Genomic DNA, 25,517 nt, shown 5'->3' with positions numbered 1-25,517 from the left:
CTTCCTAGGTTGTTTTTTGTTGTAATTAGCTGTTATACAGTGGGCAATATGGGTGTTGAAAACTTTGAAATGGCAACTTTTGCCTAGAATATACACAAAATTTTTAAACTTTTCAAGCGTTGGTTTGTTGTTGAAAACTGACCTAATTTTGACTGTTTTTTGCTAGCTTCTGGATGCGAGCATATTGACCGCTTATAACAATTTGGTTATACGTGCAGGGATGTGCTATAGAACCATTAATTTAGCAATAATCTAACATTTATGAAATAACAAAGACATAAACATGAAATTTAAGTTTAGTATTTTATTTTTTGCACTCTTTGGTTTTGCACAGGCGCAAGAGAATGTGACTTTCCAAAAGCCTTCCCAAGAGATTTTACAGTTGGCCGATTTTCAAAGGCCGCCTGCAATTATGATGAGCCAGGATAAACAGTGGGTAGTTTCGACCTATAGACCGACGTATAAGAGTTTAGATGAGTTAAATCAATCGGAGGTGAAGTTAGCCGGACTACGTATAAACCCGGTTACTAATATTTCAAGTACAACGGTATACTTGGATAATATAAAAGTAAAGCGGTTTGGAGAAAAAGTGGATCGTCAGATAACAGGATTGCCTACAAATCCTAAGATAGCAAATGTTAGCTTCTCACCGGACGGCAAGAAATTAGCATTCACCAATACGACTACTAACGGAGTAGAGTTGTGGCTCGTGGATTTAGCTGCGGCGGCGGCAACAAAGATTACGAAAGACGACCTCAATGCCAATATGGAGCTTCCTTATACCTGGTTTAAGGATGGACAAAAGTTGCTTTTAAGCAAATTGCCAGCAAATCGCAATAAGTTGATTGATAGTAGTAAGGATTTACCTAAAGGGCCGATTGTATCGACCAGTGATGGTCAAGTATCGCAATTACGGACCTATCAGGATTTGTTGAAAAATCCACAAGATGAGGCTAATTTTGAGACATTGACACAAGCGGAGGTCTTTATAACAGATCTAAACGGCAACCAAAGTAAATTCCTTGGATCCGCTATCTATAGCCAGCTTTCCTTCTCGCCAGATGGCAACTATCTATTAACAAGTATAATCAAACGACCGTTTTCGTATGTCGTTCCATTGAATAGTTTTCCGCAAGAGTCGGTGGTGTATGACCTGAAGGGGAGTCGGATTAAAGTGGTGAATGAAGTGCCATTGATCGAGATCATGCCGAAAGGTTTTTCTTCGGTGCGTAAAGGAAAGAGAAGTTTACATTGGCGCACCGATAAACCCGCTTCTTTAGCCTTTGTGCAGGCGCTCGATGAGGGGGATGCGACAAAAAAAGTGGATCTACGTGATGAACTTTTGTCTTGGGATGCACCTTTTACCGGGGAACCAGAATCGTTGATGAAAATTGCAGATCGTTTTGGTGGTGTGTCTTGGGGGGACCAAAATAATACGTTGGTTTACTCGAATTGGTATGATACGCGAAATGTGAAGACATTTTTATTGAATCCGACGACGAAAGTAAGTAAGTTGATTGCTGATCGTAACTCACAGGATGTGTATAGTGATCCTGGTAAGGTGTATACGGAACGTAACGCGTTTGGAAGTAACGTGATGTCGGTGCAGAATGGAAAGACGTATTGGATAGGAGAGGGCTTTACAAAAGATGGACAGTTTCCGTTTATCGATGAATTGGATATGAAGACGTTAACTAAAAAACGTGTTTATACAGCGACGGCGAGGGATAAAAAGGAGGTTATCAACTCTATCTTAGATATTAAGAAAGGTGATATCTTGGTCTCTTTGCAGTCGGCAACAGAATACCCGAACTATTTTACGAAGAATATTAAATCGGGTAAACAAACGGCGGTAACAAATGTGGAAAATCCTTTTAAAGGATTGGAAGCTGTTAGTAAGGAGGTGATTCATTATAAACGTAAGGACGGTGTGAGTCTTTCTGGTACGTTATACTTACCGGCGGGTTACGATAAGACAAAGAAAGAGAAGCTTCCGTTGTTGATCTGGGCGTATCCGCGTGAGTTTAAAGATCAGAGCACAGCTGGACAGAGCACCGCAAATCCGAATGAATATACATTTCCATCGTACGGCTCTTTTATCTATTGGGTGATGAAAGGGTATGCAGTATTGGATAATGCTGCTTTCCCGATAATTGGTGCAGGCACGGCAGAGCCGAATGATACCTTTATTGAGCAACTTGTTGCAAATGGGGAAGCGGCAATTGATGCGGTAGATAAGTTGGGGTACATCGATCGCACACGTGTTGGGGTTGGTGGTCACTCTTATGGTGCTTTTATGACGGCAAATTTGTTGACACACTCGAAGTTATTCGCGGTAGGTATTGCGCGATCGGGTGCTTATAACCGGACGCTGACGCCGTTTGGTTTCCAAAGTGAACAGCGTAATTATTGGGATGTACCGGAGGTTTATAACACGATGTCTCCTTTTATGAATGCAGATAAGATGAAGACGCCGATGTTATTGATTCATGGTGCCGCCGATAATAACCCGGGTACTTTTACGCTACAGACGGAGCGTTATTTTCAGGCATTAAAAAATCTCGGGGCGCCAGTGCGAATGGTGTTGTTGCCATTTGAATCGCACGGTTACGCTTCGAAGGAGAATATCCTACATACGTTATGGGAGCAGGATCAGTTCTTAGAAAAATACCTCAAGAAAAAATAAAAAAAAAGCCGGATTCCGCAAGGATCCGGCTTTTTTAAGCTTACACTAAATACTCAAATAGTGTTTGGTCTTTATTGACTTCAATAAAGTCAAACTTATAGGCTTTAAACCGCTCTATAAGCGATGTATAATCTTTTGGATCATTGAGTTCGATACCAATTAAAGCCGGTCCACGTTCACGTTCCGTTTTTTTGATGTATTCAAAACGTGTAATATCATCTTTGGCTCCGAGAACTTCCGTTACTAAAAGACGAAGAGCGCCTGGACGTTGTGGGAAACGAACAATAAAGTAATGTTTGAATCCTTCGTAGAGTAAAGACATCTCTTTGATCTCACTCATCCGATCGATATCGTTGTTTCCTCCGGAAACAACACAAACAACTTTCTTCCCTTTGATTTCTTCCTTATGAAACTCCAATGCTGCGATTGAAAGTGCTCCAGCAGGCTCCACGACAATTGCATCCTTGTTGTAAAGTTGTAAGATCGTGGTACATATCTTGCCTTCCGGAATCGGTTTTACGGAGTCCAGTAGCTGACTGCTGATTGTATAATTGAGCGCGCCGATTTTCTTAACCGCGGCTCCGTCTACAAACTTGTTGATATGTTCCAGTTCGATGGGACCATTATTCTTTAAAGCGGCCAACATGGAAGGAGCTCCCTCGGGTTCAACACCATAAAGCTTGACTTGCGGTGCATGCTTCTTTAAATGGTAGCTTACGCCAGAAGACAAGCCGCCGCCGCCAATAGGAATGAAAATCGCATCCAAATCGGGTAAATCTTCTAAAATTTCTACAGCTACAGTTCCCTGACCTTCGATGATACGTTCATCATCAAAAGGAGGGATAAAGGTCATATTATGTTCTGCAGTATATTCTAATGCTGCTTTTTGACAATCGTCAAACGTATCGCCTGTCAGGACAATCTCAATACAACCATTACCCCACATCTCTGTTTGGGTAATTTTCTGTCTTGGCGTCGGACCTGGCATAAAAATGACACCTTTAATTCCTAGTTTCTTACAGGATAAAGCAACGCCTTGGGCGTGGTTACCGGCGCTAGCACAGGTTACACCACGACCACGCTCTTCTGCTGTCAGACTAACGATTTTATTATAGGCTCCACGCAACTTGTAGGAACGTACAACCTGTAAGTCTTCACGTTTTAGATAGATCTCCGCACCGTAGGTTTCAGATAAGTGTATATTATATTGTAACGGTGTTCGGTTTACAATATCCTTTATCCGTAACGCAGCTTGGTCGGAGTTTATGTTTAATGTTGATAAATCCATTTAAAAATAAAATTTGTCTTACGACTGCATCAACGCTTTAAGATCCTCATCACAAAGATCCTTTTTCGCGTCTGCGACTACCAAGAAGCGTTCGTATGTTACCGCCAATTGATCTTTATCTAGTTCATATCCCAAACGCTCTAAGTGGTGTTTCAAGGCATGTCTACCTGAGCGCGCCGTTAAGATAATGCCCGCTTCATCTAAGCCAACATCTTCGGGACGAATGATTTCGTAGTTTTCGCGGTGTTTTAAGAAACCATCTTGGTGAATTCCTGAGCTGTGCGCAAATGCATTCTTACCAACAATAGCTTTATTGGGCTGCACCGGCATACGCATCATTTCACTTACTTTGCGAGAAATATAAGTGAACATTTTGCTGTCAATATTGGAAGACAAGCCTCCGAAGGCTTGTTTGTGCACTTGCAAGATCATCGCTACTTCTTCTAGGGAAGTATTTCCTGCGCGTTCACCGATACCGTTAATGGTACATTCAACCTGACGCGCCCCATTCTGAACAGCAGCAATGGAATTGGCTGTTGCTAAACCGAGGTCATTGTGACAGTGTGCTGAAATAATTGCCTGATCGATATTTTTTACATGTTCAGTAAGGTACTTAATTTTTGCGCCATATTGATCAGGTAAACAATATCCATTTGTATCCGGGATGTTCACTACGGTTGCGCCTGCAGCAATAACGCTCTCGACCATTTGGGCTAAGAAAGCTAAGTCTGCGCGACCTGCATCTTCTGCATAGAATTCCACGTCCTCTACATAAGATTTAGCATGTTTGACAGCTTCTACAGCACGGGCTAAAATATCTTCTCGGGTGGAGTTGAATTTATATTTGATGTGCATATCGGAAGCACCAATACCGGTGTGGATACGTGGTCTCTTTGCATATTTCAAAGCTTCAGCAGCGACGTCAATATCGTTTTTGTTGGCGCGAGTTAGGGCACAGATGATGACATCATCTACTGCTTTAGATAATTCGACTACGGATTGAAAATCGCCTGGACTCGATACAGGGAAGCCGGCTTCGATAATGTCGACTCCCAGGCTTTCCAAGTCTTTGGCAATTTCTATTTTTTCTGATGTTGTTAACTGACAACCAGGAACCTGTTCACCATCACGTAGAGTGGTGTCAAAAATGTATAAATGATTTGGATCGTGTAACATAATCTTCAGATTTTAAAGTTTAGAAGAGATAAGATATTATTATCCCTTCTTGACCTATTATATTTTATACTTCGTTAATTACTATCTGATAAATTCTAAAACTTTCTCACCCATTTCTTTGGTGCCTAAGATTTTATCAGCTGGTGTTTCCGCATTGGCGATATCGCCTGTTCTCCATCCTGCTTTCAATGTCTCAGCGACTGCATTTGTTACGGCTTTGGCTTCTTCTTGGAGACCAAAAGAGATATCTAGCATTAATGCTGCGGAAAGGATCGAGGCAAGTGGATTTGCTTTATTTTGTCCAGCAATATCATGTGCGGATCCATGAATTGGCTCGAAAAATCCGGTACCATCACCTACGGAAGCCGAAGCCAACATGCCCATAGATCCTGCAATCTGCGAAGCTTCATCTGTAAGGATATCTCCAAATAGATTAGCCGTTAGGACCACGTCAAATTTTTTCGGGTTTTTCACCAATTGCATTGCTGCATTGTCGATAAACATGTGTTCTGTTTCTACATCTGGGTATTCCGGTGCAATTTCTTGTACCACTTCACGCCATAGACGAGATGTTTCCAATACGTTGGCTTTATCTACGGAACATAGTTTCTTACTTCTTGTTTGTGCGGCTTCAAAAGCTTTACGTGTAATACGCTCTACCTCGTAACGATGGTAATTCATTAGGTCAGAGGCAAAGGTATTATCTTCGTTGCGGTTCTTTTCGCCAAAGTACACATCGCCTGTTAACTCACGGAAGAAAAGAATGTCCGTTCCACGTAACACTTCTGGTTTTAAGCTCGATGCGTCTAGCAGCTCGTCGAACAATAGAATCGGACGTAGGTTGGCATAAAGACCTAGTTCTTTACGTATTTTTAATAAACCTTGTTCAGGGCGTACCTTCGCGGAAGGGTCATTATCATATTTAGCATGACCGATGGCTCCGAAAAGGATGGCATCAGAATTTCTTGCTTTCTCTAGTGTTTCATCTGGAAGTGGATTGCCGGTTGCTTCGATTGCCGTATGACCCATAATAGCGTCATCAAAAGCAAAGGAGTGTCCATATTTTTGTGCAATGGCTTCTAGAACTTGTTTTCCCCATGTCGTAACCTCTTGTCCAATTCCATCTCCGGGGATTATTAAAATATTTTTTTTCATTGTTAATTATATGCTATACTTTCTAATAATGATTCTGACAATATGACTTCCCCTTTTTCTAATACAAGTCGATGACTTAGGGAGTTAGGCAATTGTGTTTCATAATGACCGACATAAATTAATGTCTTGCCATGTGCGCTTAAATCGTCCACAACGGCATTGAAATGCGCTGTTTGTGCAGCATCTAATCCTTGACAAGGCTCGTCAAGAATCAATAATTGTGGATTCTTGATAATGGTCCGCGCTAATAAAGCTAGACGTTGCTTACCTAGGGGAAGCGTGTGTAAAAGCTTGTTTTTATCGGGTAATAAATCGAAGAAATCTAACAATTGCTCGAGTTGTTTCTTTTCCTCGTATTTAACGTCTAGAAACCAACCGATACTATCATAAAAGCCTGACGCAACGGCGTGCCATACAGTAGCGTTGGTGTCAAAATACCAGTGTAATTCAGGCGAAATAATGCCTATTTTTTCTTTGATTTCCCAAATACTCTCTCCAGATCCTCGTTTATTTCCAAATAGCCAAATATCACTGGCATAGGCTTGTGGGTGATCGCCATTCAACAAACTTAATAAGGTAGACTTCCCAGAGCCGTTGTGTCCTTGAAGTAGCCATTTTTCTCCTTTTTTTACGGTCCAACTTACTTTGTTGAGAACCACTTTTTCGCCATAGCGTACGATGACGTCTTTAAGCTCCAGCATGGTGTCTGCATCAACCGTTGGCGCCTGTTGTAAAAAGTAAGGGAGCGTTTTTTGTACACGTACCTGATCTTTTGTGAAATCTGCCGTACTATCGACCTCCCGAACAGCGCCGTCTATAATTTCCGCAAAGCGGTTCATAATAGATGGAATGTTGTTGTCGTTGGTGATAAGTATTAGGGTCGTTCCTTGGTTGGCAATTTGTGTTAAGATTGCATTTAGTTGTGCCCTCGAATTTTTGTCGAGTCCCGTATAGGGCTCATCGATAATAAGAAGTTGTGGTTTTAGCCATAGGGCCTGTACCAACTGTAGTTTTTTATGCTCACCGCTAGAAAGTTCTATCAGTTGAGTATTGCGGCAGTTCTCGAAACCTAGTGCTTCTAGGATAGGCTCCGCATCTTGCATCTGTAAACCGCGCTTCTGACCAAAATGCATAAGATCAGCGTATACAGTTAGCGTGTCGTTACCTTGATGTTTGTTGTACCGCTGTTGATAGTAAAAATTTCGATCTCCTTCGAGGTTGGTAAAGCGATACCAACTTGATACGTAGTGTGCAAGAGGAGGTAAGGTGCTGTTTGGATCAAAGGAAAGCTGGATATTGCCCGTATATTTCTCTTGGCCAAGAATAGCTTTGGCTAAGGAGGATTTGCCGGAGCCACTTTTTCCTCCAATAACCCAATGTTCACCCCGTTGCACACGCCAATCTAAAGCCGACAGTATGCTTTGACCAGCATATTGTAGCGTTAGATTGGCGATATGGACGACGGGATTTGTCATTATCTATTTTGTTCGAATTCTTCAATTAATGTCTTTTGGCTTAAGATGAAATCGATATCATCGTAACCGTTAATTAGACATGATTTTTTGTAGGGATTGATCTCAAATTCAAAACTGTCACCTGTCGCATCAATGGTTACCGTTTGCGCTTCTAGGTCAACAGAAAGGGTCGTATTTGCATCTGCAAAAACAGCCGCAAAAATTTTCTCCAAAAAGCTTTCTGGTACCTGAATCGGAAGAACGCCATTGTTTAATGCGTTACCTTTGAAGATATCCGCAAAGAAGGAGCTGATTACTACATCAAAGCCATAATCCTGGATGGCCCATGCCGCATGTTCGCGGGATGATCCACAGCCGAAGTTTTTACCCGCAACAAGAATCTTCCCACTGTAGGTATTATCGTTCATCACAAAATCTGCCTTAGGCTGGTTGTCGCTATCGAAGCGCCAGTCACGGAATAGATTGTCGCCAAAGCCGTCGCGGGTTGTAGCCTTAAGGAAGCGCGCAGGAATAATCTGATCGGTATCAATATTTTCAATCGGTAGTGGTACGACCGATGAGCTTAGTTTTTCAAATTTCTTCATGTGTTCAAAATAAAAAGTAAAAATTAAAAAGGGAAAAAACAGCTAGTTTCTAACCATGTGTTCAATTGAAAAAGGAGCACGCTATCGGCTTCTCTTTAATTTTTCCTTCTGCTTTTTTAAATTTTTTATATTAGTTCCCTTACGTCTACAATTTTTCCTGTTACCGCAGCTGCCGCAGCTGTCAATGGACTTGCCAGCATAGTACGCGCATTTGGCCCTTGCCGACCTTCAAAATTTCGGTTTGAGGTAGAAATACAGTATTTTCCTGCGGGGATTTTATCTTCATTCATCCCTAAACAAGCAGAACAACCTGGCTCACGTAAAACAAAACCTGCTTCCTCAAATATTTTATCGATACCCTCTTCTTTGGCTTGTGCTTCTACTTGTTTTGATCCAGGGACAATCCATACTTCGACATTTTCCGCTTTCTTTTTACCTTGCACAAAAGCCGCAACCTCGCGTAAGTCTTCAATTCGAGAGTTGGTACATGAGCCGATAAAAACGTAGTCTACAGGATGCCCTAAGAGAGATTCGTCATCTTGAAGGCCCATGTAGCTTAATGCTTTTTGGTACGATGGTTTCTCGGATTCTGGTTGTGCTTGAGTTGCCGGGATATGTTCTGTGATGCCGATTCCCATTCCTGGGTTGGTACCATAGGTAATCATCGGTTGAATATCGGCTGCATCAAACTCTAATACAGCATCAAATGTCGCATCCTCATCGGAGTATAGTGTTTCCCAATAGGCGAGAGCTTTATCCCATTCTTCGCCTTTCGGTGCAAACTCACGACCTTTCACGTAATCAAATGTTGTTTGATCTGGCGCAATCAGCCCTCCGCGAGCACCCATTTCAATACTCATATTACAAACGGTCATTCTGCCTTCCATACTCAAAGAGCGAATAGCGGATCCCGCGTATTCTACGAAATACCCTGTACCACCAGCCGCAGATATTTTAGCGATGATATAGAGAATAATGTCTTTGGCACCGACACCATTGGCAAGCTCTCCGTTGACTTCGATTTTCATGGTTTTCGGTTTTTGCAACAAAAGACATTGTGTTGCAAAAACTTGTTCTACCTGTGAAGTACCGATTCCGAAAGCGATGGCACCAAAAGCACCGTGTGTAGAGGTATGGCTATCGCCACAAACCATCGTCTTCCCGGGTTGAGTAATCCCAAGCTCAGGACCGATAACATGCACAATACCTTGATAAGGGTGACCTAAGCCGTATAATTCTACACCAAATTCTTTACAGTTTTTGGTCAGCATATCAACCTGGTAACGCGACAATTCTTCCTTGATCGGAAGGTGTTGATCCAGCGTTGGAACATTATGGTCAGCCGTCGCTACGGTTTGGTTTGGACGGAAAACCGGTAGTCCTCTTTTCCGTAGACCGTCAAAAGCTTGTGGTGATGTTACCTCATGGATTAAATGTGTGTCGATATACAATACGTCTGGGAAGCCTTCTTGACTCTTAACGACGTGCGCATCCCAGATTTTCTCTACTAATGTTTTTCCCATTTTTCTCTTTCTCTTAATTTCATTTTAATAGCGGGTAAAATTTTGATATTCATAATTTTACCCGCTACTTTACTGCCTAATTTACGAAAATTTAAACAGTTTTTATAGTTTTCATTGCAGTCATTGCTTTACGCAATGTTCTACCCACAACTTCAACTTGGTGGTTACGTAAGATTTCGTTTACCTGTACAAGTTGTGTATTGTCTACTGAGCCGTCTTTACCTTCGTTGAAGTTTTTACCCACAAGATCGGTATCTACTTTCTTCATAAAGTCAGTTAATAGTGGTTTACAAGCTTGATCGAAAAGGTAACAACCGTATTCTGCAGTATCCGAAATTACACGGTTCATTTCGAATAATTTTTTACGTGCAATCGTGTTTGCGATAAGAGGTGTTTCGTGTAATGATTCGTAGTAAGCGGATTCAGGTTTGATACCGGCTTCAACCATAGTCTCGAATGCTAATTCCACACCAGCACGTACAAAGGCAACCATCAATAAGTAGTTGTCAAAGTATTCTTGCTCGGCAATTTTAACATCCCCAGCGGGTGTTTTTTCGAAAGCTGTTTCACCTGTTTCGGCACGCCATTTCAATAAATTTGCATCACCATTTGCCCAGTCTTCCATCATTGTTTTGGAGAACTCACCTGACATGATATCGTCTTGGTGTTTTTGGAACAATGGACGCATAATGTCTTTCAATTCTTCAGATACTTGGTAGGCTTTGATCTTTGCCGGGTTAGATAAACGATCCAACATACCGCTTACACCACCATGTTTCAACGCTTCGGTGATTACTTCAACACCATATTGAACAAGCTTAGAAGCATAGCCTGCATCGATACCTTTTTCTACCATTTTGTCAAACGATAGGATCGATCCTGTTTGCAATAAACCACAAAGGATTGTTTGCTCACCCATTAAGTCAGATTTTACTTCTGCTACGAAAGATGATTTCAATACCCCAGCACGATGACCACCTGTACCAACACAGTAAGCTTTAGCATAAGGCCAGCCTTTACCTTCTGGGTCGTTCTCCGGGTGTACAGCGATCAATGTAGGTACACCGAAACCTCTTAAGTATTCGGCACGAACTTCCGATCCTGGACATTTTGGCGCTACCATGATTACGGTTATATCTTTACGGATCTGCATCCCTTCTTCCACGATATTAAAACCATGTGAATAGGAAAGGGTAGCACCTTGTTTCATCAAAGGCATTACCGCATTTACAACGGATGTGTGTTGTTTATCTGGTGTCAAGTTGATGACAACATCAGCTTGAGGAATTAACTCCTCGTATGAACCAACAGTAAAGTTGTTATCTGTTGCATTTTTCCAAGAGTCTCTTTTTTGTTCAATAGCTTCTTTACGTAATGTATAGGATACATCCAAGCCACTGTCACGTAAGTTCAATCCTTGGTTTAAACCCTGTGCACCACAGCCTACGATTACGATTTTTTTACCTTTTAAAGCGTTTACACCGTCTGCGAATTGGGATGAATCCATGAATTCAGCATGACTTAGTTGGTTTAATTGTTCTCTAAGTGGTAATGTGTTGAAATAATTTGCCATTGTTTTATTATTAAATTCTATTCTTGTTTTGGTTGATTACTTGTTAATTATTTAAGTGCTTTTCGTTGTGCTAAAGCATAGCCAAAGTGTACATTATCGTGACCTGCTGTCGTGATAAAGACATCTTCGATGGTTTCTAGCGTAGCGCCGTATGTAGCCGTGCCGTACGGTGTAATTACTGCAAATGTTCCCGCTTTATAGTCTGCATCGATTTGATCAATGGTAGACAGCGCTAGTGTTTTTAATGCAGCAACTTCTGTAGCGGTTACTTCATAAGTTGGCTTGGAGCCTTTTTTGTAAGCGTCCAGGTATTCCACAAAACTATCGTCCTGACGAATGCCGGTGCGCACATAGACCAAGGTCTGTGTGCTGACTACAATGTGCCCAAAGTTCCATATGATATTGTTATTGAATCCTTCGGGAACTGTATTTAGTTGCTCCAGTGTTAAGCCATCGAGAAGCTCGATGAAGGCTGTCCGCGCTTGCTTTATGAATTTTAGTGTGCTATCCATTCTTGATTACATCGTGAAGACGTTGCCGCCTTGATCCAAAAATTCATTTTCAACAATCTCAGGAGCTGGTTCTTCGCGTTCAAACTGTTTTAGCTTGGAGTGGAAGCCTGCACTATCTTTGATGATGGCGATACGCGCACCACGTACAAACTCGATCAGCCCATATTTTGTTAACTCGGCAGTCAGTTTATCGATCTCTTCACGATGTCCCGCTGTTTCGAAAACAGTATAATCATTCCGTATTACAACCGCGGAAGCACCATACTCGCGAAGTAAACGCTCCACAGGTGCTTTCTCTGCGATAACGTCCGTCGGTACTTTATACAACGCTTGTTCTTGCCAAATCAGTTCTTGATCGGTATTGTAGTAGGCTTTCAAGACTTCGACTTGTTTTTCGATCTGACGACATAACTTGCGCACTACTTCCTCTGATTCTGTAATGAGGATGGTAAAGCGGTGTATTCCTTCCACTTCGGAAGGGGAAGTATTTAAACTTTCTATATTGATTTTACGACGTGAGAATATCCCTGAAATACGGCCAATCATACCGATGGAGTTTTCTGTATATAGGGTAATCGTATATTCTTGTTTTTCCATTTTAATTTTAACCTTTTAATTTGAAACCTATTTCAAACGTATTTCAGATACTGATGTGCCTTGTGCTACCATCGGGAAGACATTATTTTCCTTTCCGACCATCACCTCTAATAAGTAAGCTCCATCGTGATCCAACATCGTTTTAAGTGCTGTTTTCAACTCTTCGCGTTTCGAAATCTTGTTTCCATCGATGTAGTATCCTTTGGCTACTGCAACAAAATCCGGACTTGTGATATTCACAAAAGAATAGCGTTTGTCGTGGAACAACTGTTGCCATTGACGTACCATGCCTAGGAATTCATTGTTCAGAATAAGGATTTTTACTTTCGCACCAAACTGCATGATGGTTCCTAGTTCTTGGATGGTCATCTGTATCCCACCGTCACCGATAATGGCTACAACATCTCTATGGGGTGCGCCATACCAAGCACCGATGGCTGCTGGTAAACCAAAGCCCATCGTTCCTAAACCGCCCGATGTAACGTTGGATTTAGATGTGTTGAATTTAGCATAGCGACAGGTTACCATTTGGTGCTGACCTACGTCGGTTACAATGACTGCATCACCACCCGATAACTCGTTTAAGGTTTTGATCACTTCGCCCATTGTCATCATATCTGATGTAGGATTCAGCTCGTCATGGATAACTTCCTTGATTTCTTCTTTTTCAAGATCTCTAAATGCTTGCAACCAAGCGCTATGATCTGCTTTGTTTATTAAAGAGGTCAGCAACGGAAGCGTTTCTTTACAATCGCCCCATACGGGAACCGCTGTCTTCACATTTTTATCAATCTCTGCGGGATCAATATCTAAGTGTATTACTTTAGCCTGTTTCGCATACTTGTCAAGACGTCCCGTTACACGGTCATCAAAACGCATACCTACAGCAATCAGTACATCACATTCATTCGTCATGACATTGGGAGCATAATTACCATGCATACCAAGCATCCCCACATGTTGCGGGTGGTCGGTTTCCAATGCGCTTAATCCCATCACAGTAGTAGCGGCAGGGAAGCCTCCTTTTTCGATAAATGCTTTAAACGCTTCTTCAGCTTTTCCAAGAATGATACCTTGACCGAAAAGGACGAATGGCTTTTTCGCGCTATTAATCAGTTCTGCTGCTTGTTCAATATATTCTTTGCGGACAATTGGAGCTGGTCGATAGCTACGTACGTGGTCACATTTTTTGTAACCTTCGTAGTCGAACAACTGCATTTGTGCATTTTTAGTAATGTCAATAAGTACTGGTCCTGGACGTCCCGTTTGTGCGATGTAGAAAGCTTTCGCTAAAACGCTAGGAATTTCTGTCGCATCAGTCACCTGATAGTTCCACTTGGTTACCGGTGTCGTAATATTGATGACATCCGTCTCTTGGAAAGCATCCGTTCCGAGTAGGGAAGCAAAGACTTGTCCGGTAATACACACGATCGGGTTGCTATCAATCATCGCATCTGCCAGCCCGGTAACCAGGTTCGTCGCGCCAGGCCCGCTCGTTGCAAAGGCAACACCGACATTGCCGGAAGTGCGCGCATAACCTTGTGCCGCGTGGATACCACCTTGTTCATGTCTGACGAGGATGTGGGTTAGCTTTTCGTTGTAATCATACAACGCATCATAAATGGGCATTATGGCACCACCAGGGTAACCAAAAATGGTGTTTACGCCTTCGTGGATCAAAGCCTCCAAGACAGCTTGTGAACCCGTTAGTTGGGTTGTCGTCTGTGTTGTTGTTTCGGCCTTTGTCTCCGTTTTTTCCAGTGTATTCATTGTTTTAAGTAAAAAGTCAAAAGTAAAAAGTCAATAAGCCTATTGAAGTCCCACCATTTTAATTTTTAATTTTTCTCTTTTTAATTTTTTATAGATCCGTTACGCAGCCTTCTGAAGCGTCAGCAACCGTTTTGGCATATTTATATAAAACACCCTTGGTTACTTTTAACGCTGGTTGTACATAGTTCGCGCGACGTTTAGCGATGGTTTCTTCATCCACCTGCAAGTTGAGTTTGTTGTTGACTGCATCGATTTCAATGACGTCATCGTCTTCAACCAAGCCGATTAGACCACCGGCATATGCCTCTGGTGTGATGTGTCCAACCACAAAGCCATGTGTACCACCAGAGAACCTTCCATCGGTGATTAGTGCGACAGAATTGCCTAAGCCTGCACCGATGATTAGGGATGTCGGTTTTAACATTTCCGGCATACCTGGGGCACCGATAGGTCCGGCATTTTTAATCACGATTACATCGCCCGGTTTGATGCGTCCTGACGATACGCCAGCTACAAGTTCATGCTCGCCATCAAATACGCGTGCTGGTCCGGTGAATTTCTCTCCTTCTTTACCCGAGATTTTCGCCACAGACCCCTTTTCGGCTAAATTGCCGTAAAGGATCTGTAGATGCCCTGTTGCTTTGATAGGATTCTCAAGGGGCTTTATGATAGGTTGGTTGTAGTCCATGATCGATTTAACATCCGCCAGGTTTTCTGCCATTGTCTTTCCTGTTACCGTTAGACAATCGCCATGTAATAAGCCTTGATCAAGCAAGTAACGTAAAACTGCAGGTGTCCCGCCGTATTGTTGTAAGTCTTGCATCAAGTATTTACCGGATGGTTTGAAGTCGGCTAGTACTGGTGTTTCGTCCGACATTTTTTGGAAATCATCCTGTGTGATGTCTACGCCTACAGATTTACCGATGGCAATAAAGTGAAGAACCGCATTGGTACTTCCTCCTAGTATGATAATAGCACGAATAGCATTTTCAAAAGCTTTGCGTGTCATGATATCTGAAGGTTTGATATCGCGCTCCAATAGAACGCGGATATATTTTCCAGCATCTAAACACTCTGCTTTTTTCTCTGCTGAGATAGCCGGGTTGGACGACGAGTAGGGAAGGCTCATGCCCAGTGCTTCAATAGCAGAAGCCATAGTATTAGCCGTGTACATACCTCCACAAGCGCCAGCGCCAGGGCAGGTGTGCTTAATGATCCCTTCGTAGTCTTCATCCGAAAGGTTTCCGCATACGCGTTGACCTAATGCTTCAAAAGCAGATACTATATTAAGTTCTTGCCCTTTATAGTGTCCTGGGGCAATTGTGCCGCCGTATACCATAATAGCTGGACGATCTAAACGTCCCATCGCCATAATAGCGCCCGGCATATTCTTGTCACAACCAGGGATCGCAATTAAACCGTCGTAGTATTGTCCGCCGCAAATGGTCTCGATACTGTCTGCGATAACATCGCGGGACACTAAAGAGTAGCGCATGCCGTCTGTTCCGTTGCTCATACCATCGCTGACACCGATCGTACCGAAAGTCAAGCCGACCAGATCATGCTCCCAGACGCCTTTTTTGACGACTTGCGCCAAATCATTCAGGTGCATGTTGCAGGTATTCCCATCATAACCCATGCTGGCAATACCGACCTGCCCTTTATCCATGTCGGCGTCGGTAAGGCCGATGCCGTAAAGCATGGCTTTGGCAGCGGGTTGGGTTTCATCTTGCGTAAAGATTCTACTGTACTTGTTTAAGGCGTTTCCTTGGTCAGATGATGACTTCATAATTCTCTTCTTCTAATACGAGTTGTTTATATTTCCGTTGAATGGTCGCTCCGATTGTGTGCTCCCAATCTTCTTTGTATGTAATATGATCTACTTCTTTTATACCTATTATTTCGGCCGCTGTTCCACAGAGGAAAGCACTATCGGCCTCATGTACATCTTGTAAGGTTAGCTTTTTTTCAATAACCTCGATATGTAGCGCTTTACAGATATCGATAACTGTTTCTCGGGTTATCCCAGGGAATACATGATCCAGTGGCGCCGTATATAATTTGAAATCTTTTTCAATGAATAGGTTCTCGCTGGATGCTTGTGCAATATGTCCTTCTTGATCTAACAACAATGCTTCATCATATCCATTCTTTAAGGCATCGCTCGCTGCTAAGATAGCATTGATATATTGCCCCGATACTTTTGCATCGATACGGAATGATTTAGGGTTTGGGCGTTGAATTTTGGACGTGCATACGCGCAAAAGATTCTGACCTAAGTATGGCCCCCATTCCCAAGCGGCGATCATAATCTTGGATGTCGTTGCGGAAGTAAGATGCATATTGGATCCAGAGAATACCAACGGTCGGATATAAGCCGCCCGTAAATTATTCATCTCTAGTAGCTGATAGGTCTCCGCAACTAATTGCCGAGCATTCCATTGGTAAGGAAGATTGATGGCGTTACACGAATAGGCCAGTCGTTCGAAATGTTCTTCTGCCTTAAATATACGGGTGCCATGGTGTGTGCTATATGCGCGTAGTCCTTCAAAAGCACCATACCCATAATGTAGCGATTGCCCAAATAAGTCTGTCCCGGCTTGATCTGCTTTCACAAACTCGCCATCCAGATAGATGAAAGTGTCTTGATTGTAATATTGCATATAAAATTGATTTTCTTCCTTACGAAAAAGTTTTCCTTACATAGATTTAAATCACTTTTGTTAAGTTAGGTCTATTAAAAATTCTTTACAATAGCAAAAGAAAGTATTTTGAAAAAGTTTAATGTTTTGAATATTCATAATTTATAGTATTTTATTTTGTCAATATGCTTAATTTTGGTTTTTAATTTTTATCAATGTAGACTAAAATTAAAATTGGTATATTTTTTGAAAAATTGATTTTCTAGGTTTTATCTCAAAATTCTTCCTGAAAAGTGCTTTTGGTCACAAAAAGTTGAAAAATAACCTACAAAAAAAGCCCTTAAAACTTGAAGTCTTAAGGGCTTTTGCTTTTCGTATTATGATTCGTTATTCTTCCACGATTCCTTCTGCTAATACGGTAATAACATTGTCCTTAGCTTCCACGACACCGCCTCTAATGACCAGAACGATTTCGTCTTTGCCATTTTGAATAATAATCTTTCCGTCCTCTAAAGTAGATACAATAGCGGCGTGGTCTTTCAAAATTTGGAAAGAGCCAGTACTGCCTGGTACAGTGACCGCAGTTGCTACGCCATCGTAAGCTAATTTATCGGGTGTAATGATCGTTAATTTCATGTGTATTTTTTAAACAGCCTCAGCTAATAGTTTTTTACCTTTTTCAATAGCTTCGTCGATGTTACCAACCAGGTTGAATGCAGCCTCTGGGTACTCATCAACTTCACCATCAATAATCATGTTGAAACCTTTGATTGTATCTTTAATATCAACAAGTACACCTTTCAAACCTGTGAACTGCTCCGCTACGTGGAAAGGTTGAGATAAGAAACGCTGTACGCGACGTGCACGGTGTACCGTTAATTTATCTTCTTCAGAAAGCTCATCCATACCTAAGATAGCAATGATATCTTGAAGTTCTTTATAGCGTTGTAAGATTTCTTTCACACGTTGTGCTGTGTTGTAGTGCTCGTCACCTAAAACTGCTGGTGATAAGATACGTGAAGTTGAATCTAATGGATCCACCGCAGGGTAGATACCAAGCTCTGCAATTTTACGAGACAATACTGTTGTTGCATCTAAGTGGGCAAATGTTGTTGCCGGTGCAGGGTCAGTTAAGTCATCGGCAGGTACGTATACCGCTTGTACAGAAGTAATAGATCCGTTTTTCGTTGATGTAATACGCTCTTGCATTAGACCCATCTCTGTTGCTAATGTTGGTTGGTAACCTACTGCTGAAGGCATACGACCTAGAAGAGCTGATACTTCAGAACCCGCTTGTGTAAAACGGAAGATGTTATCGATAAAGAAAAGTACGTCACGACCTTGGCCATCACCTTCACCATCACGGAAGTATTCCGCTACAGTAAGACCCGATAAAGCTACACGAGCACGTGCCCCAGGAGGCTCGTTCATCTGACCGAATACGAACGTACATTTCGATTCTTTCATCAATTCGTTGTCCACTTTATCCAAAGGCCATTCGCCTTTTTCCATGCCTTCCATGAAGTGCTCACCGTATTTGATAATGCCGGATTCCAACATCTCACGAAGAAGGTCATTTCCTTCACGTGTACGCTCACCTACACCTGCAAATACAGATAGACCACCGTGTCCTTTAGCGATATTGTTGATTAACTCTTGGATTAATACTGTTTTACCTACACCAGCACCACCAAACAAACCGATTTTACCACCTTTAGCGTAAGGCTCTAGTAAGTCGATAACTTTGATACCTGTGAACAATACCTCAGATTCTGTTGAAAGCTCATCAAATCTTGGTGGAACGTTGTGAATAGGACGTCCATTAGTTTTGTCCAAATTGTGGATACCATCGATAGCGTCACCAACAACGTTGAATACACGACCTTTGATTTCTTCACCGATAGGCATTTTAATAGGAGCACCAGTGTCAACAACTTTCATTCCACGAACTAAACCTTCGGTTGCATCCATGGCGATTGTACGTACACGGTCCTCACCTAAGTGTTGTTGAACTTCTAAAACGATACGCTGACCATTGTCTTTTTCAATGTACAATGCATCGTAAATCTTAGGAAGATTTTCATTGTCGGCGAAGTTGACGTCAACTACTGGGCCGATAATCTGCGCTATTTTACCAATATTGGGCATATTATAGGGACTAAATATTTATTAATCAATTTAAAACAGATGCTTATTAGCACCTGGATTTTGGAATGCAAAAATAAGTTATATCTATTTAAAAGCAAAACGGTTATTGATAATTATTTCATTTTTTACACGAAACAGTATGTCTGCCAAACTTTATGTCTATTTAGAATAAGTATATAACATAAAAAAGCCTCTGTAAAGAGGCTTTCGGGTATGTTTTTAAATTACGAACTACCTTTCATCTGTTCGTCGAGTAATTGTCTCTTCAACAGCTGCTCACGTTCCATTGATTTCTTTCGTAACGTTTGTAACTCTTCTTGTAGTTCGTCTACGCTCTTGCGGTGTTCATTAGTGTCTACTTTTGCTTTACGGAAGGAGGCAAGCGTTGCTAGGAAGGCCAATGCGAATACAATTATTAAGGCCCATACCACCATATGGTAGGTGGTTTTAGCGAAGTCAATGCCCAACAGGCTTATACTATCTGTTCTTTTCTGTTCCGTTTCCAACTGTGTGCTTAAGCTGCTTACTGAGTCTTTCAAATTTTTAACTGTACTCACCGAAGAAGAGGAGTTTTGCTTCAAGTCGGAAATCTCCTTCTGATATTTAGAAATAGAGTCTAATACATTTTTACGTATAATCTCGATGTTGGCTTTCCGCACGAGTTTAAAATCTACATCCTGCGATCGGGATAAATTAGTGAGGTTGGTGAATTGATCATTCAGGGTGCCTTGTTGTATGGCATAAGGGAGCATCATTCTATTCTGCGCAAACGATGTCAAGGATAAAAAAGTGAAAGCAAGTAGGAAAAAACGTTGTAACATAAAAAATTTTTGTCTCTAAAGGGTTGTTATCTCTATCTATAAAAACTCGAATATGGTAAAGTTATTGTTTTTTACGGACATATTTGCCGTTAATCATTAATTAAATTTACTCTTATTAAGTAAACCAATTTTTGTATCAATTAGTTTTTGCCGTTGGCCTTTTTATCTACTTTAATTTACTGGCGTATCTGGTATCGGGATGTATTTCACGAATTTAGGAAGCATAGCAAGGTTAATTGCTGTTAGATAATATAGTCTTAATATGCGATAATATAGTTTAGGTCTTGTTATCCATTATCTTCTATCTTTCCGAATTTAAACCATAGCCCGTATTTAAAATGACACGTTGTAATCGATTATTGCTGGCCGCTTTTAGTGGATTGATAGCAAGCCCACTTTTTGCACAACAGTCCGGCTCACAGACTGTTCTTCCTGTAAAAAACACCTATGCTATTTCTAAGGGAGATACCGAACAAGATATTTTGGCAAAGGCCGTTCGTGTAGTGCCTACGAGTAAGCAGTATGCCGCATTACAAGATGAATTTATCGCCTTTATTCATTTTGGACCGAATACATTTACCAAAATGGAGTGGGGAAATGGAAAAGAAGACCCTCGTATTTTTGATTTAAAAAATCTGGACACCGATCAATGGTGCGCTACCATGAGGGATGCGGGAATGAAAAAAGTGATTCTAACAGTAAAACATCACGATGGTTTTGTGCTGTGGCAGAGCCGGTATACAGATCATGGTATTATGTCAACAGGTTTTCGGCAAGGAAAGGGAGATATTTTAAAGGATCTTTCACAGTCTTGTCAAAAGTATGGGTTGAAACTTGGGATTTATTTATCCCCAGCAGATTTGTTCCAAATTGAAAACGAGAAGGGATTGTATGGAAATTTGAGTACGTATAGTAAACGAACTATTCCCCGACGTGTTGAAGGGCGCTCTTTTCAAAATAAAAAGACTTTTGAATTCGATGTCGATGACTACAATGAATACTTCTTAAATCAATTGTTTGAATTACTTACGGAGTATGGTCCTGTACATGAGGTTTGGTTTGATGGTGCACATCCAAAAACAAAAGGTGGGCAAAAGTACAATTACGCGGCCTGGCGCACATTAATTCATACCCTAGCGCCCGAGGCGGTTATTTTTGGTAAAGAAGACATTCGTTGGTGCGGTAATGAGGCTGGCGGAACCCGTAAGACGGAATGGAATGTTATACCTTATGATGCCGATCCTCATAATTTAGAAGGTTTCCGGGACTTAACGGAGGATGATCTAGGTAGTCGAGCACAATTATATACGGCAAAATATCTACATTATCAACAAGCAGAAACCAATACTTCAATTCGAGAGGGCTGGTTTTACCGAGATGATGTATATCAAAAGGTGCGTAGTGCTGATGATGTGTTTGATATCTATGAGCGTTCGGTGGGTGGAAATTCAACGTTTCTCTTAAATATTCCGCCAAATCGGGATGGACTTTTTTCCGCAGAAGATGTAGAAGTGCTGACCGAAGTTGGACAGCGGATTAAGGAAGGTTATTCGACTAATTTGCTTGAGGAAGCGATACAGTTACAACTGAAACTTAGAAGTAATCTATCGACCACTTTTGTGTTGGATCGAGGTCATATCGAGTTCGTGACGAAGAAGCCGATTCGGATTAATCGTTTTGTGCTTCAAGAGGCAATCCAGACACATGGGGAGCGTATTGAAAAACATGCTCTCGATGTTTGGAGAGATGGGAAATGGGAACAAGTTGCGGAAGGAACCAATGTCGGGTATAAAAGGATCTTACGTTTTCCGGTAATTGAGGGAAGTAAGTTTAGGGTGCGGGTTTCTGAGAGCAGGGCTATTCCTGTTTTGTCAAATATAGGAGCTTTTTATGTGCCAGTAAGACCTCCTCAGTTGGCGATCCGAAAAGATGTTAATGGGCAGGTAACGATCGCTCCACAGCGACATGAATTCGGATGGAAGCCACACGGTGAGGATGCGGTTGCCAACCAACAATCTAGCTTTACTATTTATTATACCGAGGATGGAACAAACCCTACATCGAAGTCGCAACAATATACAGGCGCATTTGTACCGCAAGCATCGCGTATTAAAGCGGTTGCTGTGGATGGAGCAGGTATGTTAGGTCCGATGGTCGATGAGACAATCGGTTTTGCCAAAAAACAATGGAAGGTGATTTCCAACAGTAGCGAACGTGCAAAGGCAACAGCCGCAATGGCTATTGATGAGGATCCTGACACATATTGGCATTCTTCCGCGACTGGAGCAACGCAATCAATTGAAATAGATTTAGGTGCTATGTGCGATTTTTCGGCTTTTAGCTATACGCCACAACGAAAACACCCCGAAGGTATGATGGCTAAAGGAAAGTTGTTTACCAGTGTTGATGGTAAGGTGTGGAGTGAGACGGGGAGTTTCGAGTTCGGAAATCTGATTAATGACCCTTCGAAACGAAAACATGTGTTTTCAGGTAAAGTAAGAGCTCGTTATGTTCGTTTAGTGTCGACAGAAATTACGGGGAACGGAAATTCATTGAGTATGGCAGAGCTGGACTTTTATCCATAGTGATATTATGACCTTTTTAGCGCTGTTCAGGTAAAATAGTTTAGGAATCTTGTTAATCCAGTGTTAGTTTATAAAGAAATTATAAACTATTTTTAGCATTACTAAACATCGTGAATTAAACCTTATCTATTTATGATAATGTGTTGGTTTTTTGAAATTGACACGGCAGTGGTGTTTAGGGAAAAATGGATAGGTAAGCCTTTGACCAATTATAAAAAGAATGAAAAAACGAGTTTTAGTTATTGTTATAATTTCAATTCTGGTTGTTTTTGCTGGATTTTTTTTCGTGCAAAGTGAGACGCCAGTTGATTTTAGCGCTGATGTAAAACCTATCTTGAATAAGCATTGTATTTCTTGTCATGGCGGGGTGAAGAAAAGCGGTGGTTTTAGTTTGCTTTTTGAAAATGAAGCTTTTGCAAAAGCGGAATCTGGAAAACCGGCGATTATTAAAGGGGATGCTGAACACAGTGAGTTTTACAAGCGCTTGTTGAGTGATGATCCAGAGTTGAGGATGCCTTACAATGCACCTGCACTAGCTCCTGAGGAGATTGATATTCTGAAACGATGGATTGATGAAGGGGCCAAGTGGGGCGAGCATTGGGCTTATACCTTGCCGGAAGAAGTGACGGTACCCAAGCCTTTTTCTTTTGCCCGATTGTTGGGGATGAATCCCACCGGAATCAGCAATAACATAGATTATTTTGTTCAAGATAAATTCGATGAAAAAAAAGTTTCCTTTGCCGAAGAAGCGGACAAGCCAACGCTTTTGCGCAGGGTGTATTTAGATTTAATTGGTGTACCGCCTACGCTCGCTGAAGTCGACGCTTTCGTGAACGACGATCGGGATGATGCTTATGAGCGTCGCGTTGATAGCTTGTTGACACGTAGTCAATATGGCGAAAAATGGGCTGCCTGGTGGTTGGATATGGCCCGGTATGCGGACACGAAGGGATATGAAAAAGATGGATCAAGACAGATTTGGGCTTACCGGGATTGGGTGATCAAAGCTTTTAATAAAGACATGCCTTTTGACCAATTTACCATTGAGCAGTTGGCCGGTGATTTGCTCCCGGATCCTTCTAAGGATCAGTTAATTGCTACAGCTTTTCATCGTAATACCATGAACAATGATGAAGGAGGAACAGATAGTGAAGAATTTCGTGTGGCATCTGTACTGGATCGGGTTAATACCACATATCAGGTATGGCTCAGTACAACATTTGAATGTGTACAATGTCACAGTCATACGTATGATCCGTTTAAATTTGAAGAGTATTATAAATCAGTTGCTTATTTCAATAATACCCGTGACGAAGATACACAAGGCGATCATCCGAAGTTGCGGTTCTATAAAGCCGAGGATGAAAAGCGAGTGGATAGTATTAAAAATTGGTTAGGGCACAGTGGGGCCAAGGATCTACGGCATTCTGCCGACTTGTTTCTGCATACCTTGGAGCCAAAGATTCATGCACATTATAGCGATAAACTAGTTAATGCGGCGCTCTATGATACCAAATGGCTGGGGGTGCGGCATGGAGGCAGTGCGAGACTGCGTGATGTGACACTGACCGGAAAAAAACAATTGTACTTAAACTACTGGACTTCTCTGTCGGGAGGCTTTATGGAAATACGTAAAGGCGACCTCCATGGACCTGTGGTACTACACACGGAGTTAGCGCCTACGAATGGTCGACAAGCGGTGGTGTTTGATTTGACCGACGTTGCGCAAGGTAGAGGTGATCTTTATTTGGTTTTTAAAAATGCAACAGCTGGAAAAGATCAACCTGTCTGTATGATCGAGTGGTTTGCTTTTCGGGAGGCATTGCCACCGGGACAAGAGCAATTAAAGATGCAACAGACTTTTTTGAGCTTAATCAATACCCACCCAGAGTCCGTACCCGTTATGATTGAGAATCCCGAAGAGATGAAACGGAAGACCCATATTTTTGAACGCGGGAATAGATTGACGCCAGGCAAAGAAGTCACTCCGGCCGTGCCTGCTATATTGAATGACTTTCCGAAAGGCGAGCCTAATAACAGACTGGGTTTTGCGAAGTGGATTGCGAGCGAAGAGAACCCGTTAACGGCGCGTACCTTGGTTAATCGGGTCTGGGCACAATTATTTGGGCGAGGTTTGGTGGAGCCGCTAGGGGATATGGGAACGCAAAGTAATCCGCCGATTCATCGGGCGCTTTTGGATTATCTCGCTTTTGATTTTATGCAGGCCAAGAAGTGGCAAGTAAAAGGTCTGATAAGAGAAATAGTCCTTTCTTCAACATACAAACAATCTTCGAATATGCAGACGAAGGATGCGCAAAAGGATCCAGAAAATATGTATTTCGCCCGTGGTCCTCGGTTTCGGTTATCAGCGGAACAGATTCGTGATCAAACATTGGCAGTAAGCGGTTTGCTGAGCCAGAAAATGTATGGTCCTTCGGTTATGCCTTTTCAACCAGATGGGGTTTGGATGACAGTATCTAGTGGAGAATCCTGGACGAAAAGCGAAGGGGAGGATCAATACCGGCGTGGAATTTATACCTTCTTGAAGCGAACCAGTCCGTATCCTTCTTTTATTTCCTTTGATGCATCCAGCAGAGAGGTTTGTTTGGTGGATCGTATCCGTACAAATACGCCATTGCAGGCGCTCACAACACTGAATGATCCGGTATATCTGGAGGCGGCCAAAGATCTGTCGCAATTGATGGAACAAGATGGAAATGGAGATACCAAACGTGCTGTCGAGGCAGGGTATAAACGTATCATGCTGAAGACGCCCACTACGGAAAAAGTCCAAGCGTTGGAAAAGCTGTACGCAAATGCGGTAAAAGATTTTGGGAAAAGACCCGAAGCAGCGGCCTTGTTCTTTGGAGATGATTCTCGTGGCCTGTCTAAGGAGAAGTTAATTCCAAAGGCGGCATTTATGGTGGTGGCGAATGCCCTGTTGAACTTAGATGAATTTTTAACCAAATCATAAGCGAGCGA

General features: G+C 42.0%; 18 protein-coding genes. 3 read left to right on the top strand and 15 right to left on the bottom strand.

Going from position 1 to position 25,517, the window contains the following annotated elements; genetic code table 11:
* Nucleotides 1-283: 283 nt before the first annotated feature.
* Nucleotides 284-2,686, top strand: coding sequence for an alpha/beta hydrolase family protein (locus B9Y69_RS08310; RefSeq protein WP_085472465.1), 2,403 nt, complete (start codon nt 284-286; stop codon nt 2,684-2,686).
* A gap of 40 nt (nt 2,687-2,726) precedes the next feature.
* Here the strand turns inward: B9Y69_RS08310 and ilvA are convergent, their stop codons facing one another.
* The 15 genes from ilvA to B9Y69_RS08235 form a co-directional block, all read right to left on the bottom strand.
* On the bottom strand, nt 2,727-3,974 hold the full coding sequence (gene ilvA / locus B9Y69_RS08305; protein WP_085472464.1) for a threonine ammonia-lyase IlvA: 1,248 nt from the start codon (nt 3,972-3,974) through the stop codon (nt 2,727-2,729).
* A gap of 18 nt (nt 3,975-3,992) precedes the next feature.
* On the bottom strand, nt 3,993-5,150 hold the full coding sequence (locus B9Y69_RS08300; RefSeq protein ID WP_085472463.1) for a 2-isopropylmalate synthase: 1,158 nt from the start codon (nt 5,148-5,150) through the stop codon (nt 3,993-3,995).
* Between the two features lie 81 nt (nt 5,151-5,231).
* On the bottom strand, nt 5,232-6,305 hold the full coding sequence (leuB, locus tag B9Y69_RS08295) for a 3-isopropylmalate dehydrogenase (RefSeq protein ID WP_085472462.1): 1,074 nt from the start codon (nt 6,303-6,305) through the stop codon (nt 5,232-5,234).
* A gap of 2 nt (nt 6,306-6,307) precedes the next feature.
* On the bottom strand, nt 6,308-7,780 hold the full coding sequence (locus B9Y69_RS08290) for an ATP-binding cassette domain-containing protein (RefSeq protein WP_200811763.1): 1,473 nt from the start codon (nt 7,778-7,780) through the stop codon (nt 6,308-6,310).
* On the bottom strand, nt 7,780-8,364 hold the full coding sequence (leuD, locus tag B9Y69_RS08285; RefSeq protein WP_085472460.1) for a 3-isopropylmalate dehydratase small subunit: 585 nt from the start codon (nt 8,362-8,364) through the stop codon (nt 7,780-7,782). The genes B9Y69_RS08290 and leuD overlap by 1 nt, the downstream gene beginning before the upstream one ends.
* Before the next feature lie 125 nt (nt 8,365-8,489).
* On the bottom strand, nt 8,490-9,887 hold the full coding sequence (gene leuC, locus B9Y69_RS08280) for a 3-isopropylmalate dehydratase large subunit (RefSeq protein ID WP_085472459.1): 1,398 nt from the start codon (nt 9,885-9,887) through the stop codon (nt 8,490-8,492).
* Nucleotides 9,888-9,978: 91 nt separating this feature from the next.
* Complete coding sequence (gene ilvC / locus B9Y69_RS08275) at nt 9,979-11,460, bottom strand: ketol-acid reductoisomerase (protein ID WP_085472458.1); 1,482 nt, start codon at nt 11,458-11,460, stop codon at nt 9,979-9,981.
* A gap of 47 nt (nt 11,461-11,507) precedes the next feature.
* Nucleotides 11,508-11,972: a DinB family protein gene (locus B9Y69_RS08270; RefSeq protein WP_085472457.1), complete on the bottom strand. Its 465-nt coding sequence runs from the start codon at nt 11,970-11,972 to the stop codon at nt 11,508-11,510.
* Between the two features lie 6 nt (nt 11,973-11,978).
* Entirely contained in the window at nt 11,979-12,569 is a 591-nt protein-coding gene (gene ilvN, locus B9Y69_RS08265; protein WP_085472456.1) for an acetolactate synthase small subunit, read from the bottom strand.
* 27 nt (nt 12,570-12,596) lie between these two features.
* Nucleotides 12,597-14,339: a biosynthetic-type acetolactate synthase large subunit gene (ilvB, locus tag B9Y69_RS08260; protein ID WP_085472455.1), complete on the bottom strand. Its 1,743-nt coding sequence runs from the start codon at nt 14,337-14,339 to the stop codon at nt 12,597-12,599.
* 88 nt (nt 14,340-14,427) lie between these two features.
* Nucleotides 14,428-16,128, bottom strand: a complete 1,701-nt coding sequence (gene ilvD, locus B9Y69_RS08255; protein WP_085472454.1) for a dihydroxy-acid dehydratase — start codon at nt 16,126-16,128, stop codon at nt 14,428-14,430.
* Complete coding sequence (locus tag B9Y69_RS08250; protein ID WP_085472453.1) at nt 16,112-17,002, bottom strand: branched-chain amino acid transaminase; 891 nt, start codon at nt 17,000-17,002, stop codon at nt 16,112-16,114. The genes ilvD and B9Y69_RS08250 overlap by 17 nt, the downstream gene beginning before the upstream one ends.
* 366 nt (nt 17,003-17,368) lie before the next feature.
* The gene (gene atpC, locus B9Y69_RS08245; protein ID WP_085472452.1) at nt 17,369-17,617 is read right to left on the bottom strand and encodes an ATP synthase F1 subunit epsilon; all 249 of its coding nucleotides are present in this window, start codon (nt 17,615-17,617) and stop codon (nt 17,369-17,371) included.
* A gap of 9 nt (nt 17,618-17,626) precedes the next feature.
* Nucleotides 17,627-19,129 (bottom strand): F0F1 ATP synthase subunit beta, encoded by a 1,503-nt coding sequence (gene atpD / locus B9Y69_RS08240; RefSeq protein WP_085472451.1) that lies wholly within the window; start codon nt 19,127-19,129, stop codon nt 17,627-17,629.
* 224 nt (nt 19,130-19,353) lie between these two features.
* A complete protein-coding gene (locus B9Y69_RS08235; RefSeq protein ID WP_085472450.1) occupies nt 19,354-19,950 on the bottom strand; it encodes a hypothetical protein in 597 nt (198 codons plus the stop codon).
* A 338-nt stretch (nt 19,951-20,288) separates the two neighbouring features.
* Between B9Y69_RS08235 and B9Y69_RS08230 the strand changes: the two genes are divergently transcribed.
* Together B9Y69_RS08230 and B9Y69_RS08225 are read left to right on the top strand one after the other, a co-directional pair.
* A complete protein-coding gene (locus B9Y69_RS08230) occupies nt 20,289-22,535 on the top strand; it encodes an alpha-L-fucosidase (RefSeq protein WP_085472449.1) in 2,247 nt (748 codons plus the stop codon).
* A 220-nt stretch (nt 22,536-22,755) separates the two neighbouring features.
* Nucleotides 22,756-25,509 (top strand): DUF1553 domain-containing protein, encoded by a 2,754-nt coding sequence (locus tag B9Y69_RS08225; RefSeq protein ID WP_085472448.1) that lies wholly within the window; start codon nt 22,756-22,758, stop codon nt 25,507-25,509.
* Nucleotides 25,510-25,517 lie beyond the last annotated feature (8 nt).

Source organism: Sphingobacterium psychroaquaticum (assembly GCF_900177625.1).
Lineage (GTDB): Bacteria > Bacteroidota > Bacteroidia > Sphingobacteriales > Sphingobacteriaceae > Sphingobacterium > Sphingobacterium psychroaquaticum.
Note: the sequence above shows the minus strand (reverse complement) of the source record. Positions and strands in the feature narration are given on the sequence as shown.

What these genes read in the sequence shown, in the direction of transcription:
- B9Y69_RS08310 (WP_085472465.1), top strand. Translation starts at nt 284, where the DNA reads ATGAAATTTAAGTTTAGTATTTTATTTTTTGCACTCTTTGGTTTTGCA.
- ilvA (WP_085472464.1), bottom strand. Translation starts at nt 3,974, where the DNA reads ATGGATTTATCAACATTAAACATAAACTCCGACCAAGCTGCGTTACGG.
- B9Y69_RS08300 (WP_085472463.1), bottom strand. Translation starts at nt 5,150, where the DNA reads ATGTTACACGATCCAAATCATTTATACATTTTTGACACCACTCTACGT.
- leuB (WP_085472462.1), bottom strand. Translation starts at nt 6,305, where the DNA reads ATGAAAAAAAATATTTTAATAATCCCCGGAGATGGAATTGGACAAGAG.
- B9Y69_RS08290 (WP_200811763.1), bottom strand. Translation starts at nt 7,780, where the DNA reads ATGACAAATCCCGTCGTCCATATCGCCAATCTAACGCTACAATATGCT.
- leuD (WP_085472460.1), bottom strand. Translation starts at nt 8,364, where the DNA reads ATGAAGAAATTTGAAAAACTAAGCTCATCGGTCGTACCACTACCGATT.
- leuC (WP_085472459.1), bottom strand. Translation starts at nt 9,887, where the DNA reads ATGGGAAAAACATTAGTAGAGAAAATCTGGGATGCGCACGTCGTTAAG.
- ilvC (WP_085472458.1), bottom strand. Translation starts at nt 11,460, where the DNA reads ATGGCAAATTATTTCAACACATTACCACTTAGAGAACAATTAAACCAA.
- B9Y69_RS08270 (WP_085472457.1), bottom strand. Translation starts at nt 11,972, where the DNA reads ATGGATAGCACACTAAAATTCATAAAGCAAGCGCGGACAGCCTTCATC.
- ilvN (WP_085472456.1), bottom strand. Translation starts at nt 12,569, where the DNA reads ATGGAAAAACAAGAATATACGATTACCCTATATACAGAAAACTCCATC.
- ilvB (WP_085472455.1), bottom strand. Translation starts at nt 14,339, where the DNA reads ATGAATACACTGGAAAAAACGGAGACAAAGGCCGAAACAACAACACAG.
- ilvD (WP_085472454.1), bottom strand. Translation starts at nt 16,128, where the DNA reads ATGAAGTCATCATCTGACCAAGGAAACGCCTTAAACAAGTACAGTAGA.
- B9Y69_RS08250 (WP_085472453.1), bottom strand. Translation starts at nt 17,002, where the DNA reads ATGCAATATTACAATCAAGACACTTTCATCTATCTGGATGGCGAGTTT.
- atpC (WP_085472452.1), bottom strand. Translation starts at nt 17,617, where the DNA reads ATGAAATTAACGATCATTACACCCGATAAATTAGCTTACGATGGCGTA.
- atpD (WP_085472451.1), bottom strand. Translation starts at nt 19,129, where the DNA reads ATGCCCAATATTGGTAAAATAGCGCAGATTATCGGCCCAGTAGTTGAC.
- B9Y69_RS08235 (WP_085472450.1), bottom strand. Translation starts at nt 19,950, where the DNA reads ATGTTACAACGTTTTTTCCTACTTGCTTTCACTTTTTTATCCTTGACA.
- B9Y69_RS08230 (WP_085472449.1), top strand. Translation starts at nt 20,289, where the DNA reads ATGACACGTTGTAATCGATTATTGCTGGCCGCTTTTAGTGGATTGATA.
- B9Y69_RS08225 (WP_085472448.1), top strand. Translation starts at nt 22,756, where the DNA reads ATGAAAAAACGAGTTTTAGTTATTGTTATAATTTCAATTCTGGTTGTT.